This window comes from Runella sp. CRIBMP (assembly GCF_009905605.1).
Taxonomy (GTDB): domain Bacteria; phylum Bacteroidota; class Bacteroidia; order Cytophagales; family Spirosomataceae; genus Runella.
In genome coordinates this window covers 814,321-829,030 of record NZ_JAAAKZ010000002.1, presented here as the reverse complement: position 1 = coordinate 829,030, position 14,710 = coordinate 814,321, and the positions used below count along the sequence as shown (strand labels likewise).

Annotated in this window: 11 protein-coding genes; 9 read left to right on the top strand and 2 right to left on the bottom strand. The window is 45.9% G+C overall.

The features are described from left to right. Positions 1–33 precede the first annotated feature (33 nt). Complete coding sequence (locus tag GVN20_RS08545) at positions 34–2,415, bottom strand: TonB-dependent receptor (protein ID WP_166557902.1); 2,382 nt, start codon at positions 2,413–2,415, stop codon at positions 34–36. A gap of 75 nt (positions 2,416–2,490) precedes the next feature. On the opposite strand from GVN20_RS08545, the gene GVN20_RS08540 reads away from it, so the two are divergent. Together GVN20_RS08540 and GVN20_RS08535 are read left to right on the top strand one after the other, a co-directional pair. Further along, positions 2,491–3,138 carry a hypothetical protein gene (locus GVN20_RS08540; RefSeq protein WP_166557901.1) on the top strand — a complete coding sequence of 216 codons (648 nt, stop codon included), beginning with the start codon at positions 2,491–2,493 and terminating at the stop codon, positions 3,136–3,138. 115 nt (positions 3,139–3,253) lie between these two features. Further along, positions 3,254–5,740, top strand: a complete 2,487-nt coding sequence (locus tag GVN20_RS08535) for a heavy metal translocating P-type ATPase metal-binding domain-containing protein (protein ID WP_166557900.1) — start codon at positions 3,254–3,256, stop codon at positions 5,738–5,740. An 8-nt stretch (positions 5,741–5,748) separates the two neighbouring features. Here GVN20_RS08535 and GVN20_RS08530 read toward each other — a convergent pair whose 3' ends face one another. Further along, positions 5,749–6,510, bottom strand: coding sequence for a hypothetical protein (locus tag GVN20_RS08530; RefSeq protein ID WP_166557899.1), 762 nt, complete (start codon positions 6,508–6,510; stop codon positions 5,749–5,751). Positions 6,511–6,827: 317 nt separating this feature from the next. Here GVN20_RS08530 and ccoS point away from each other — a divergent pair, with 317 nt between their 5' ends. From ccoS to hemN, 7 genes are all read left to right on the top strand, one after another. After that, positions 6,828–6,992, top strand: coding sequence for a cbb3-type cytochrome oxidase assembly protein CcoS (gene ccoS / locus GVN20_RS08525; protein WP_114070035.1), 165 nt, complete (start codon positions 6,828–6,830; stop codon positions 6,990–6,992). Between the two features lie 18 nt (positions 6,993–7,010). Then, positions 7,011–9,158, top strand: a complete 2,148-nt coding sequence (gene ccoN, locus GVN20_RS08520) for a cytochrome-c oxidase, cbb3-type subunit I (protein ID WP_166557898.1) — start codon at positions 7,011–7,013, stop codon at positions 9,156–9,158. A gap of 66 nt (positions 9,159–9,224) precedes the next feature. Next, positions 9,225–10,286, top strand: coding sequence for a cbb3-type cytochrome c oxidase N-terminal domain-containing protein (locus GVN20_RS08515; protein ID WP_166557897.1), 1,062 nt, complete (start codon positions 9,225–9,227; stop codon positions 10,284–10,286). A 69-nt stretch (positions 10,287–10,355) separates the two neighbouring features. Next, complete coding sequence (gene ccoG, locus GVN20_RS08510) at positions 10,356–11,768, top strand: cytochrome c oxidase accessory protein CcoG (RefSeq protein WP_166557896.1); 1,413 nt, start codon at positions 10,356–10,358, stop codon at positions 11,766–11,768. 80 nt (positions 11,769–11,848) lie between these two features. Then, positions 11,849–12,283, top strand: a complete 435-nt coding sequence (locus GVN20_RS08505) for a FixH family protein (protein ID WP_166557895.1) — start codon at positions 11,849–11,851, stop codon at positions 12,281–12,283. A gap of 11 nt (positions 12,284–12,294) precedes the next feature. Next, the gene (locus GVN20_RS08500) at positions 12,295–12,990 is read left to right on the top strand and encodes a sulfite exporter TauE/SafE family protein (RefSeq protein WP_255455429.1); all 696 of its coding nucleotides are present in this window, start codon (positions 12,295–12,297) and stop codon (positions 12,988–12,990) included. Positions 12,991–13,260: 270 nt separating this feature from the next. Further along, positions 13,261–14,622 (top strand): oxygen-independent coproporphyrinogen III oxidase, encoded by a 1,362-nt coding sequence (hemN, locus tag GVN20_RS08495; protein WP_166557893.1) that lies wholly within the window; start codon positions 13,261–13,263, stop codon positions 14,620–14,622. Positions 14,623–14,710 lie beyond the last annotated feature (88 nt).

The following is a 14,710-nucleotide window of genomic DNA, read 5'->3' as shown; positions in this document are numbered from 1 at the left end:
TAAAAAAATCGGTGTTAAATATTTTATCTGGCCTCAGAATTCCACCCGATAATTCACGACTGGCAAAATCCCGAGCTGGTACTGCTGAACAACCTTACGTTGAAGAATATCGTAGTAACTGAAGGCTTCATTTTTAGTACTCGTCACGTTCTGAATATCAATTGACCACGTCCGGGTGTAGTTAGGTTTGTTGCGTTTCCAGAAAATGCGCAAGTCGGGACGGAAATAATCCTTTAATTTAATCGTGTATAATTCCGTGGCTTTATACACCGTTTGGGCCGCACCTTTCGAGGCTTCCAAATCAATCGGAGAGTCGCGGTAGCCACCTAGCCACAAAACCCGTACATTAACGCCAAACGGACGGTTAGGACGACGATGAAACTCTTTTCCACCCGCCAGACTGAACGTATGATTGCCATTAAAGCGCGTATTGCGGTCGACTCCATCTTGCCCTTTATACCTCGAATTATACAATGAACCCGTGATAAGTGCGTAAAAATTATTTTGTAGCAATTGTTGATAGGTTACTTCGATACCGTAATTCCTGCCAGTACCCGTGTTGGCCAATTCTCCATCCGTAAAACCTTCCAACAGATTCAAAGTCGAGAAAGCGGGAATGACCCGGTAGCTCACAATCGACGGATTCTTGGCCACGGGCACATTGTACAAGGATTGATAATAAACTTCTACTTTCAGTGAAGAGAGTGGCGAAAGGCTTTGCTCATAGCCCGCTACGAAATGTTGTGCTTTGGTAAACCCTAAACGAACATTGGGAAATACTTCGTCGCGGGTGGCTGAATTTTTGAGGGCCAAATACGTCTGCGGCAATTGCAATTGACTGTGTAGGCCGTACGATAAACTAAACGCGGTACGTTTATTGGCGCTATAACGCAGGGAGGCACGAGGCTCCAGCGAATTGGTTTGATTGTAGGTATATTCAAGCCAATGAAGTCCCAGCTGCATCGTCAATCGTGGGGCAATTCGCCCCGTGAGGTTGATGTACGGCTGAATAATCAGTCCCTTCATGCCACCCCTTGCAATCCCCCGATTGCTGATATTAACCGAATCTTGCTGATACGTTAGGTACACGCCTTCTTGCAACTGCCACTGCGCATTGAGTTTATGAGAGAGGGTCGTCGAGAACGAATAACGTGTTTTTTTGAAAGCATCCAACTGAACAAAAAAGCGATTATAGGAGATTTTCGAAAGCACATAACCTTCGCGGCGCGTCTCCAATGCCGAGGCTGCCAACACCGTACGTAGGCTAGAATTTCGGCCTACTTTCAGTTTATGCGTCAAGCCGATGGCGCCCATTCGGTTTTTAAATTCAATGTCAAATCCGTCTTTTTCAACTTCCCACAACAGCGTATCACGCTCGGCCTTAAACATATTACTACTCGCGCCTCCCATTCCAAACACGGTAAAATGGCCCGCTTTTCGGGTAGGGAACGATAGATTGAACGAAAGGTCCTGAAAACGAATATCTTCTCCGCCAAATTTGACGCCCATCGCTGCCAATAGTCCTGTGAATGAATAGCGATAATTGATCAGATACGATGATTTATTTTTGCTGGAAATGGGCCCCTCGGCCGATATGTCAATGCCAATCAAACCCGCCTGCGTCGTAAATTCGTGCTTTTGGTCATTACCTTTGCGCAAATGTACATCCATCACTCCACCCAAAACATTGCCGTATTGAGAAGGAAAAGCTCCCGTCAAAAAGTCGGCGCGCTCCATGAGTTGCGCACTCAGAATATTGGTTCCACCGCCCGATTGCGTCGGTCGGTCGCTAAACGTTCCCGCATTGCTGAGGTGATTGGGGTTCACAATCTCAATGCCCTCCAATCGCCACTGCGTTCCTGTCGGAGAATTGCCGCGAATGACCAGATTATTGGCTTGGTCGTTGGCCGCCACTACGCCCGGAAACGACGTAGCGAGACGGGCGGGGTCAAAAAAGGTAGCCGCATAGCGTAACGTTTGTTCGATGGTAATGCTCTGTATGCTACTTTGTGAAACAGGACGGGCGGTGCGCACAACCGCCTCGTCGAGCTGCTGAGGACTTTCTTTGAGGGAAATGGTTAGTACTTTCTCTTTTCCAGCTTCCAATAAAACCTCGGGGATAATGGTCGTTTCAAAACCAATACTGCTTATTTGGACCGAATACCGACCGATAGGAATCGCCGTAAATCGAAAACTACCGTCGGCCTCCGTGATGATGCCTTTGTCGGTGCCCGTCAATGTAACGTTCGCCCCCGCAAGCGGCTGATTGTTGTCGATGTCCAACACCACGCCCCGCAAGGTTTGGGTAAGGGTTGTTTGTCCAAAAAGTGAACCAGAAAAGCAAAAAACCGTCACCAGAAGAAAGAAGCTAACAGTTACCGAAAAATTCAAATAAACAGTGGATATATGTTTCATCAATATACTTGCGTTGTTTAATACCAAATGTAAACTTAGTATTAAGGAATTTAGTTATCAATCAAAGTCAAAACAATGAGCCTCAAAACAACCGAAGCCAAGCTTTACTACGCCCTGTACGATTTTTTCGAAGCAGAAGGGTTTCGACTGTTGATGGACAAAAAACAATTTCGCAAAAATACACCTGCAGGCTTCACAAACATCATTTTTTCGGTTTCTGAATACGAAAAAGAAAATGATGCGTGGATAGAAGTTCACATTGGATGCCGTAATGATCAGGTAGAACAAATAGCGCAGCAGTTTTTAAATGCCAATTTGGTCGATTTTCGTTCTGACGTCAATACCATTATCATCTCCACGGGCAAATACAACGACGTCAATTACTTCCGTTATAAAATTCAAAATGACGAAGATTTGACCGATGCCTGCGAGTCAATCAAAGAGTTTATGCAGCTTTCAGGCTTTGGCTTTCTTGCTTCTATTACGCACGTAGGCGACATTGACCGCATTCTGAACCTGATGCCCCAAAAATCATCGAAATACCTCTATAATCAGGTACATCGCTGTTTTAAGGGAATTGTAGCTGCCAAACTCAATAACAGCCCGCAATTTGACCGACTCATTGAAATATACCGAAGCTATCTCTCTAAATTTGGCAATGACGTCGAACGCGCCAATTACGACCGTCTCGTTGCCTATTTGAAGTATTACGGCAATAATTAATCCCCTCATTTCAACTTTCTAAATTACTGACAAAGGTCAGTTTTCTACGTTGACAATACTCATATATTAGTGACAGTCCCCGACGCAATTTTGGGCAAATACAAATACCCATTGTATGTCGCAATCCATTTCACCTACTGTCGAAGTCGCCTGCTATCATTGCGGAGCCGACTGTGAAGAAACCGTCATCGTCCACGACGACAAACCCTTTTGCTGCGAAGGCTGCAAATTGGTCTATGAGTTATTGCAGGAAAACGAACTGTGCAGTTACTACGATTTTACAAAAAATCCGGGGGTTTCGCCCGATAAAAACTATTACAAAGGCAAATACGCCTACTTAGACCTTCCAGAAGTGCATCAGCGCATCATTCAATTTACGGATGGCCGCCAAACGCACATCAACTGGTACCTGCCACAAATGCACTGTAGTTCGTGCGTTTATTTGCTTGAAAACCTCCACCGATTGCAGGAAGGCGTCATTTCGGCGGTGGTAAATTTTCCTGAAAAACGGGTGCGAATTATTGTTGATGAAGAAAAAATTAAGCTGAGTCAATTGGCTGAACTGCTGACGTACATCGGATACGAACCCTACATCAGCCTTCAGGATGTTGAATCTGACCAATCCCCCAAAACCAACCGAACGCGTTTATACAAAATCGGTATTTCGGGATTTGCCTTCGGCAACGTCATGATGATGAGCTTCCCCGATTATTTTGGATTGGGCGACACCCAAACCGACCAGAAGTTGCAATCCCTGTTTAGTATTTTTAGCGTGGTGCTGGCGTTGCCCGTCTTTTTTTATGCCGCTTCGGACTTCTTTGTGTCGGCTTGGAAAGCCATTCGAAAACGTTATTTGAACATTGACGCTCCTATTGCGTTGGCTATTTTGGTCACGTTTGTGCGCAGTTTGTACGAAATCGGCACCCAAACGGGTGTAGGTTATCTCGACTCCATGACGGGAATTGTTTTTTTTATGCTGCTAGGGCGGTATTTTCAAGACAAAACTTACTCGGTTATTTCGTTTGACCGCGACTATAAATCTTATTTCCCCGTGGCCGTGACGTTATTGCAAAAAAGCAAAAGCACGGCCGAAAAGCCCATGGACGAGACACAAAATGCGCATTACGCCGTCAATGCCGAGGAGCCGCAGATTATGGTGACCGACCTGCAAGCTGGCGACCACATTTTGATTCGCAACAAAGAATTGATTCCTGCCGATGCACGTCTTGTGAGTGAGCGGGCGATGATTGACTACAGCTTTGTATCGGGAGAATCAGAACCCGTAGAAAAAACCCGGAATGAAATTATCTACGCAGGTGGACGTCAGGTGGGCGGTGCCATTGAGTTGGAAGTCACCAAGCGGGTTTCACAAAGTTATCTGACGCAGCTTTGGAACAAAGATTCTTTCACCCAAAACAACCAAAAGCAGGACCGCGATTTGGTGGCGCAAATCAACCGTTATTTTACGTGGACGGTCTTGGGACTGGGCCTTGCGGGATTGGTCTTTTGGATATGGGCGGGCGATTTGCCGCGCGGCATCAACGCAATCACCACCATCCTGATTGTAGCTTGTCCGTGCGCTTTACTGCTCTCCGATACTTTTACCAACGGTAATATTTTGGGGATGTTTGGCAAGCATAAATTTTACCTCAAAAATGCCAAAGTCATTGAAAGCTTATCAGAAATTGATACCGTTGTTTTTGACAAAACAGGCACTTTAACCTTGCCCGACGCGGGTCAAATCCAATTTAAAGGCACGCCGCTTACGCGTATTCAGCAGCGGATCGTGCGTACGATGTGTGAGCAATCTTCTCACCCCCTGAGCCGGCTCATTTCTAAATCGTTGGCAGCCGTTCCCAAAGAAACCGCCCTGACGGGCTTTCAGGAAATTGAAGGCAAGGGAATTATGGCCAACTTAGGCGAAAACTGCCTTATAAAATTAGGGTCAGCCGCTTTTGTAGGGTTGGTTGAAGCTCCCGCCACGGCATCCAATGCTCACAGTAGGGTCTATTTTTCTTTTGGCGAACAACAAGTCGGTTATTTTGAAATTCACAGTTACTACCGTGACAACCTATCTGATACGCTCCAGGCCCTCAAGCATAAAAACTATCAAACGTATCTTTTATCGGGCGACAAACCGACGGATGTAGTATTATTGGGCCATTTGTTTGGAGATGCTACGCACTTGCATTTCAATCAAAAACCCGAAGATAAGCTCATATTCATTGAACAATTGCAACAAAAAGGTCGCAAAGTGCTGATGGTGGGCGATGGCCTCAACGACGCGGGGGCTTTGGTCCAAAGTAATGTGGGCATCGCCGTTTCTGACAATATCAACAATTTTTCGCCCGCCTGCGATGGTATTTTGGAAGGCAGCCATTTGTCGTTCTTGCCCCAATACGTACGCCTCGCCAAAGCGGGCCGCAGCATTGTGGTTCAGAGTTTTATTATCTCAGTAGTGTACAACATCATTGGGCTAAGTTTTGCATTGACGGGCACATTAGCCCCCGTTATTGCGGCCATTTTGATGCCAGCAAGCTCGATTTCTATCGTCCTGTACACCACCATTGCCAGTAGAATTGCCACCGCAAGAGCGCTTTAACTTACTTATTACCAAATCCGAATCGCCACGGCATTGATGAGTCCATTGACCACAAAGGCAAGCAAAAACGAAACTGGTATGGAAAATTCTCGTAGGAAAAACGCTTGTAAAAACAGGAACGTGGTAAAGCCTACCAGTCCAATCATAATGCCCCTGAGTATGGTGATGGTAGCATTGCTTCCTTGAAGATAGTGCGTAAAAATGGCCAAAATGGAAGTAATAATTGGAAATGGAGTCAGAATCCCGCTCCACGTAGGCCCCAACCCCTTGGCAAGGGCCGTAATGGCGAGTACAAAAAGGGTGGCTACCAACATGCGGAAGGGGATATCGAATTTAGGCGTTTTGGCTCGTTCGAGCGGGGGAATTCCCGCGACGGGGAGTGGAAAATAGCGCAGTGCCGCCACAACGCTCAGGACAGCGACCCCGTAGATACTCCACAGGCTCAAATGAAGAGAATCCAGCAAGAGCGCTGCTGCAACAAACGCCCCGTAAGAAATAAGAAGCGTTGGTAACCAAGTAAGATACTTTGAAAGAAAAGCGTAGCAATAACAAAAACCAACCAACGACACGACGCCAGTCAGAATACCGGGAATGGCCCGTATACCGAAGGCCGTTCCCTGTTCCACAATAAAAAACACCAAAATAGGTCCAGCGACCCATGGCATACTTCCAATAATCCCTCCAATTTTATTGCCCCATTTGCGGCTTACAAGGGTAATCATTCCAATGACCATCGGCATCATGGCCAGTTTAAAGTATAGCGTATTCATCCAGAAACTATAAATATCAACAAAGGTACACAGAGAAAGCACTCAAAGTCACGCTAACGTTTTTTTGTGGGCAAAGGTGCCTTGTGGTGCGTTGAAGGCTTATTTCAAACAATAAGGTACAGTACAATAATTGTCCTCATTTTTTAGCAGAGGCCATCGTCCGTCAATTCGTCAATCATCCCAAAAAGCTGATAAAAGTCAGTTTCAATCCCTGATATCCCTCATCTTTATTCGGAAGCGCTGCGGCTACTTTTGGGCAACCCGCTCGGAAGTGTAGCGTATCATTTACACCCCGACAAACGCAAAATTTAATACCTATGAGTGCTCTAATCCTTCTCCTTTCTGTCAGTCTGCTCGTGGCAGTCGGATTTTTAATCGCCTTTGTGTGGTCGGTCCGAAAGGGTCAATTCGACGATGATTACACGCCCTCCGTTCGAATTTTATTCGACGACAATGAAAAAAATTCATCTCCTCAATCATAAACTCCTCAAATCTAAAGTATGGAACCAATTTCCAAAACGACCGCTACTGTTGAAATGGAAGAGTTCACCTACGATAACGTCATTGTACGGAACTTCGCCATTGCCTCTATCGTGTTTGGGATAGTCGGCATGTTGGTAGGTGTGCTTATTGCTTTTCAGTTAGCATTCCCGGCCCTCAATTTTGACATTTCGTATACTACCTTTGGTAGATTACGACCATTGCACACCAACGCCGTGATTTTCGCCTTTGTCGGCAACGGTTTTTTTATGGGGCTTTATTACTCCGCGCCCCGGATTCTCCGAACCCCCATGTGGAGCCCTTTGTTGAGTCAAATCAATTTTTGGGGGTGGCAGTTAATCATCGTCGCGGCCGCCATCACTTTACCCCTTGGCCTAACCACTGGAAAAGAATACGCTGAATTGGAATGGCCCATCGACATTGCCATTGCTTTAGTTTGGGTAGCAGGGTTGGTTAACTTAGTAATGACGATGGTAAAACGTCGGGTTCAGCATATCTACGCGGCTATCTGGTTTTACTTAGCTTCTTTCGTAACGGTTGCCATGCTTCACGTGGTCAACAGTGTAGAATTGCCTATTTCGTTGACCAAAAGTTATTCGTGGTACGCTGGTGTACAAGACGCGTTGGTGCAGTGGTGGTACGGACACAATGCCGTGGCCTTTTTCTTAACCACGCCTTATTTGGGCCTGATGTATTATTTCTTGCCCAAAGCCTCCAATCGCCCTATCTATTCTTATCGTCTTTCGATTGTTCACTTTTGGTCATTGATATTTTTGTATATCTGGGCGGGTCCTCACCACTTGTTGTATACCTCATTGCCCGACTGGGCACAATCATTGGGGGTGGTTTTTTCCATCATGCTGATTGCACCTTCATGGGGTGGGATGATCAACGGGCTCTTTACCCTGCGCGGTGCTTGGGATAAAGTACGGGAAGATATTGTGCTAAAATTCATGGTTGTAGCCGTTACCGCCTACGGTATGGCCACCTTTGAAGGGCCGATGCTTTCACTGAAAAACGTTAATGCCATTGCCCACTATACCGACTGGATAGTTGCCCACGTACACGTTGGTGCCCTGGGTTGGAACGGGTTTATGACCTTTGCCATCATGTATTGGTTGTTTCCACGGATTTACGGTCGGCCTTTGTTCTCTCAAAAATTGGCTAATTTCCACTTCTGGATTGGCACGTTAGGCATTATTTTCTACGCAGTACCGATGTACTGGGCGGGCTGGACACAGTCGTCGATGTGGAAAGAATTTACGGAAGAAGGTTTCTTAAAATACCCTAACTTCCTCGAAACCGTTACTCAACTTGTTCCTTTCTACGTATTACGTGGTTTTGGTGGTACACTGTACTTGGTAGGTTTCTTGGTAGGTGCATATAACCTCATGATGACGGCTCTCAACGGCAAACTCATCAGAACCGAAACGGCCCGTTCGGCGTCTTTGGCTTCTATCTGGAATCCACCAGCCAACGAATATTGGCACAGCCGTATTTTTGAGCGCAAGCCCGTGTTACTGACCGTTATTGCCTTAGTTGCCGTAATTATTGGAGGCGTTATTGAGTTGGTTCCGACCTTCATGGTTGAATCCAACGTTCCGACCATCGAAAGCGTGAAACCGTATACTCCGCTAGAATTACACGGCCGCGACATCTACGTTCGTGAAGGTTGCTATACTTGTCACTCACAGATGATTCGTCCGTTCCGGAGTGAAACCGAGCGCTACGGCGAATACTCAAAAGCAGGTGAGTTTGTGTACGACCACCCATTCCAATGGGGGTCAAAACGAACTGGACCCGATTTGCACCGCGTGGGTGCCAAGTATCCAGATTCGTGGCACTTCAACCACATGGAAGACCCCACCAGCATGTCACCAGGCTCCATTATGCCTAAATACCCTTGGTTATTGGAAGATGAGCTTGATTTAAGCACTACCTCGGCCAAAATCAGCGCCATGCAAACGCTGGGCGTTCCTTACGAAGAAGGTTACGAAGAAAAAGCCACTGCTGATGCCCAAGAACAAGCCAAGCAAATTGCGGAAAATCTCAAAAAAGACGGTATCAAAGCCAAGTCTGACCGAGAAATCATTGCTCTGATTGCTTACCTACAACGAATGGGTACCGACATCAAAGCCGCTCAATAATGATAAAAAAATAGCAGTGAGTAATCTTACATTACTCACTGCTATAAACCCAATAGTCTATAAAAAATGAAATTCAGAAACTACCTCCAGGCAATCGACGGAGTGGCCATCTATCCGCTTATTGGGCTGCTCATTTTTACCGGTCTATTCATCGGTTTGGTTTGGTACCTCTTTCGTATGGACAAACAGACCATTCAAAAGATGAGTAATCTTCCGCTGGAAGACGGCACCGTCCGAAACATCCTTTCTACCTTTCTGCTGCTTTTTGTGACTTCAGGCGCTTTTGCGCAGGCAGAAGCCCCCAAAGCAGGAAACAAAGAATTAGTGACGTACCTTATCTTGATGATTTTGCTGTTGGTCATCGCAGCTGTGGTCGCAGTATTGGTACAGGTGTTGTTGTTGCTGAAAAAAATCTCCGCAAAAACGCAAACCTCCGAACAAGCAGTTGAAGACCTACGTGGCGATAAAGCACCGCTATTCAGCGCCCGTTGGTGGCAACGCTGGACGGGCTTCGGGGTTCAGCTCGAAGATGAGCAACGTATACTTATCACTGGCCACGACTACGACGGAATCCACGAACTCGACAACCGCATGCCACCTTGGCTCGCTTTCCTTTTTCAAGGGACTATCTTGTTCGCCTTTGTGTATTTGATTTATTATCACCTAACGGGCGCAGGAGATTTGCCGATGGCCGAACTTGAAAAAGAAACGCTTGTCATCGAAACTAAAAAAGCTGCCTTCCTTGAAAAAGCATCAGCCAAAATCAACGAGAATACGGTGGCGCTCCTTACTGATGCCAAAACCATTGAAGAGGGCAAAGCCATTTTTATCGCCAATTGCGCTGCCTGCCACGCGGCCGACGGTGGGGGCACGGTAGGCCCGAACCTTACCGACGAATACTGGCTGCACGGTGGCGGCATTAAAAATGTGTTCAAAACCATCAAATATGGCGTACCCGAAAAAGGGATGATTTCGTGGGAAAAGCAGTTAAATCCGCTCAAAATGCAACAGGTTTCCAGTTACATTATTTCATTGAAAGGAACAAAACCCGCTAGTCCCAAAGCTCCGCAAGGAGAAGTTTATACCGAAACAACAGCGAAAACGGATAGCACCGTTGCCTTGAAATAACATTGAACGTCAGCATGTCGGTTGAATTCTGACATGCTGACACCCCATTCCACTTTGACATTCTCAACCATGAATCCCCTCGATACACACCCCGATTTTGATGAATCGTTTCGCGATAATTTCGCAGCAGTAGACAACACTACTGGCAAACGAAACTGGTTTTTTCCGCAAAAACCAACGGGAAAATGGCATAATCGCCGCGTGTGGTTCACGATATTCCAACTCAGCGTAATGATTGGGCTGCCTTTTATTAAAGTCAACGGGCAGCCCTTATTTCTCTTCAACATTTTAGAGCGAAAATTCATCATCTTTGGTCTTTTCATCGGGCCACAAGATTATTGGCTCTTTGGACTCATGATGATTTCATTTTTTGTGTTTATCGTTTTGTTTACCACCGTCTTCGGGCGAGTATGGTGCGGATGGGCTTGTCCGCAAACGGTATTCATGGAAATGGTTTTTCGTAAAATTGAGTACGTCATCGAAGGGGATTGGAAAGCACAGCGGGCCTTGGAGAAAGCCCCCTGGAACAACGAAAAAATCGTCAAAAGAACCCTCAAAGTGGTGGTTTTTATGACTGTTTCGTTTCTGATTGCCAATCTTTTATTGAGCTATTTTGTGGGCGTTGACCGCTTGTGGCGCATTGTTTCGGAGCCTATCACTGAGCACTTGACGCTGTTTTTGGGAATTTGTGCGTTCACGCTGATTTTCTTCTTCAATTTTGCGTGGCTACGCGACCAAGCCTGCACCGTTGTATGTCCTTATGGACGTTTACAGGGTGTTTTGTTGGATAAAAATTCAGTCGTGATTGCATATGACTACAAACGCGGTGAACCGCGCGAAAAACTGCACAAAGGCAAAGAACGCACCGCTGGCGACTGCATCAACTGCTTTCAGTGCGTGAATGTGTGTCCTACCGGAATTGACATTCGTAACGGTACCCAAATGGAGTGTGTCAATTGCACCGCTTGTATTGATGCCTGCGACAACATCATGGAGAAAGTAAATCTGCCCAAGGGTTTGATTCGCTTCGACTCCGAAAACAACATTGCAAGTGGCAAAAGCAAGTTAATAACAACCAGAACCATTGCGTACGCCGTTGTTTTAACGGCATTATGGGTGGCCTTGGGCTACGCCATACTGACCCGCGACGACACCGAAACCACCATGCTTCGGGTGCCCGGCTCTCGCTACATCGAGAATCCAGACGGCAGCATCAGTAATTTATACACCTTCAAACTTTTCAATAAAACCAATCATGCCATCAACCCCGAAATGCGGATTCTTTTTCCGAAAGGCAGTCTTAAATTTGCGGGGATTCCCAGTTTGCACCTCGACGGAGCAGGGATGGTAGAAGGGTCGGTGTTTATTACCATTCCCAAAACCGAAATTGCCAACCGCAGAACAGAAGTCAAATTGGCCATTTATGCGGGGAGTGAAAAACTGGAAGAATTTAAAACCACGTTTATTGCACCGGAAGAATAGTGATTAGTGGCTGGTGAACCGTAGGCGGTTTATTTATCTATTACCAGCCACCGACTACTCTCCACAAACTATTTAAAATTATGAAAATCTCTTGGGGTACTGGCATTTGGGTTCTGTATGGCTCGTTTGTCCTGTTGATATTGACGATGGTGGGCATGAGTGTAGTCCAAAAAATAGACTTGGTGACGGATAAGTATTACGAAGAAGAAATACAATACCAAGGTAAAATTGATAAAATCAAAAACGCCAAAAGTTTGGCGGCTCCGCTGGTTTGGGAAGTGACAGAAACTGGCATTAAAATCAACTATCCTAAGGAGTTACAAAACATAAGCGGTGTTGTAAACTTCTATTGCCCTTCCGACAACAGTAAAGATTTCAGCGTAAAAATTCAGCCCGATTTAGGAAATACACAGTACATTCCAACCCAAAACGCGGCAGCGGGGCGTTATAGAATTCAATTCGACTGGAAATCTGGAGAGATGGGATATTGGAACGAAGGTATCGTAAATTTATAGTAAAAAACACCATGTTTTACCTCGCATTTACTTTAGGCCTAATGAGCAGTCTCCACTGTGTGGGGATGTGCGGACCTATTGCGCTGGCGTTGCCGGTTCACCACCGGTCAACATTCGGAAAAATGTTAGGGATTTTGATGTATAACGCGGGTCGCGCCATTACCTACAGTTTGCTTGGGGTGTTGTTTGGATTTGTGGGTAGTGCGTTGAATTTTGGAGGATTGCAGCGCGGCCTCTCCATCGGAACGGGCCTTTTTTTGTTGGGTACGGTGGCGTATTCATCACATTGGCTCGACCAGCTTTCTGCTCCTTTACCCTTGCAAAAAGGGGTTCAATGGATAAAAAAAAGACTGAGCTCGCTGCTTTCTCGTCGAAGTTTCCCTGCATTGTTTCTGCTTGGTACGCTCAATGGTTTATTGCCGTGCGGCCTTGTATACATGGCACTTATTAGCTCCGTTGCCCTAGGCAATCCGTGGGAGGGGGGACTATTTATGGCTCTTTTTGGGGTGGGTACAATTCCTGCCATGAGTGCCGTGGCATTTGTAAAAACGTTTATCTCAACCAAATTTCGTAACCAAGCCCGCCGCCTCATGCCTGCTTTTGTGGCGGCGGTGGCGATTCTTCTTATTGTAAGGGGTTTTCAATATTCCGAAAATTCGTTGATGGAAAAAACATCCCACACAATCCCCATTTGTCACGGCGAATAATGTTCAGTGACTTTTGTTACATTTCTGGGTTGGGGCTCAACCCCTATGCTTCCTAGTGCCAGCCTTTATTAGTTTAGGTATCAAGCCCCACCTGCTCGTTAACTCCTACTAATTAAGGTATTACGACTAATCACTTCTTCTTTTCTTAAAGATTCGAGGCGCTTTTTCTCTTCAGATTCTCATGACAGTTTTTAGCTATACATGACGATTATCATATTTTACTCGGCCAAAGAAGTTGATTTTTGATAAAGTTACCTTTCAGTATTCACCATGAACAGTCAGCTCTTACAAAAATATAACGTCCCTGGCCCGCGCTATACGAGTTATCCAACGGTGCCTTATTGGGACAAAACCCCGGTAACAGACGAGCGTTGGAAAAACCTCGTAAACGACACTTTTGAAGTAAGCAACGCCACCCAAGGCATCAGTCTATATATCCATTTGCCATTTTGCGAGCGCCTTTGCACCTATTGCGGCTGCAATACCCGTATCACGGTCAATCACAAAGTAGAGCACCCTTATATTGATGCGTTGTTGAAAGAATGGCAACTTTACACTGACTTCTTACCCAATCGTCCTCAACTGCGGGAAATTCACTTGGGAGGGGGCACTCCAACTTTTTTTAGCCCCGAAAACCTAAAAAGGCTTATCAATGGATTGCTCGCCAAGGCCGATGTTCACCCTGATGCCGAATTTGGCTTTGAGGCTCACCCCGCCAATACAACCGATGAGCACTTAACGGCACTTTACGAAGTGGGTTTTCGACGCATAAGCATTGGTGTTCAGGACTTTAACCCGGTTGTCTTAGAACTTATCAATCGTCCGCAAACCTACGAACAGGTGCAACACTTGACCGAAAAAGCACGCGAAATCGGTTACAATTCGGTCAATTATGATTTAGTGTATGGGTTGCCCCAGCAACAAATCAATACCGTGGCTAAGACCATCAGTGAAGTGATTCAACTACGCCCCGACCGGATTGCGCTTTACAGCTACGCCCACATACCTTGGGTAAAACCCGGGCAGCGAAAATTTACGGAAGCAGATTTACCCGATGCCGCCAAAAAACTGGCGATTTACGACAATTGTCGGGAAGCTTTAGAAACGGCGGGCTATACCGACATTGGTATGGACCATTTCGCTTTACCGACAGATGGCCTCTACGAAGCCGTTCAACAAAAACGCCTACATCGCAATTTTATGGGTTATACCACCACCCAAACCAATTTGCTGATTGGCCTGGGCGTATCAGCTATCAGTGATTGTTGGTGGGGCTATGCACAAAATGAAAAAACCGTTGAGAAGTATTACGAACGACTCAAATCCGACGAACTTCCTTTGTTTAGAGGCCACGTACTGACCCGCGAAGACCTGATACTGCGCCGTCACATCCAACGATTGATGTGCAATTTTGAAACAACTTGGTACGATTCAAAAGAACAATGTAAAGAGCTATATGATGCACTTGCCCGATTAGAAGAACCCGAAAAAGATGGGTTGGTCATCATCGAACCCTATCATCTGGCCGTGACCGAAAAAGGGAGAAATTTTATACGCAACATCAGTATGGCCTTCGATGCCCGCCTTTGGAATGATATTCCACAAACGGCAATTTTCAGTCAGGTGTTTTAAAACTGCTCTGAACTCTTAGGTATGATTTTATATAATAAACTTTCAAATTCCTGAATATCAATAAGATACCTAATTAAAAATTGGCTAT

What these genes read in the sequence shown, in the direction of transcription:
- hemN (WP_166557893.1), top strand. Translation starts at nt 13,261, where the DNA reads ATGAACAGTCAGCTCTTACAAAAATATAACGTCCCTGGCCCGCGCTAT.
- GVN20_RS08540 (WP_166557901.1), top strand. Translation starts at nt 2,491, where the DNA reads ATGAGCCTCAAAACAACCGAAGCCAAGCTTTACTACGCCCTGTACGAT.
- GVN20_RS08545 (WP_166557902.1), bottom strand. Translation starts at nt 2,415, where the DNA reads ATGAAACATATATCCACTGTTTATTTGAATTTTTCGGTAACTGTTAGC.
- ccoG (WP_166557896.1), top strand. Translation starts at nt 10,356, where the DNA reads ATGAATCCCCTCGATACACACCCCGATTTTGATGAATCGTTTCGCGAT.
- GVN20_RS08505 (WP_166557895.1), top strand. Translation starts at nt 11,849, where the DNA reads ATGAAAATCTCTTGGGGTACTGGCATTTGGGTTCTGTATGGCTCGTTT.
- GVN20_RS08530 (WP_166557899.1), bottom strand. Translation starts at nt 6,510, where the DNA reads ATGAATACGCTATACTTTAAACTGGCCATGATGCCGATGGTCATTGGA.
- ccoN (WP_166557898.1), top strand. Translation starts at nt 7,011, where the DNA reads ATGGAACCAATTTCCAAAACGACCGCTACTGTTGAAATGGAAGAGTTC.
- GVN20_RS08515 (WP_166557897.1), top strand. Translation starts at nt 9,225, where the DNA reads ATGAAATTCAGAAACTACCTCCAGGCAATCGACGGAGTGGCCATCTAT.
- GVN20_RS08535 (WP_166557900.1), top strand. Translation starts at nt 3,254, where the DNA reads ATGTCGCAATCCATTTCACCTACTGTCGAAGTCGCCTGCTATCATTGC.
- ccoS (WP_114070035.1), top strand. Translation starts at nt 6,828, where the DNA reads ATGAGTGCTCTAATCCTTCTCCTTTCTGTCAGTCTGCTCGTGGCAGTC.
- GVN20_RS08500 (WP_255455429.1), top strand. Translation starts at nt 12,295, where the DNA reads ATGTTTTACCTCGCATTTACTTTAGGCCTAATGAGCAGTCTCCACTGT.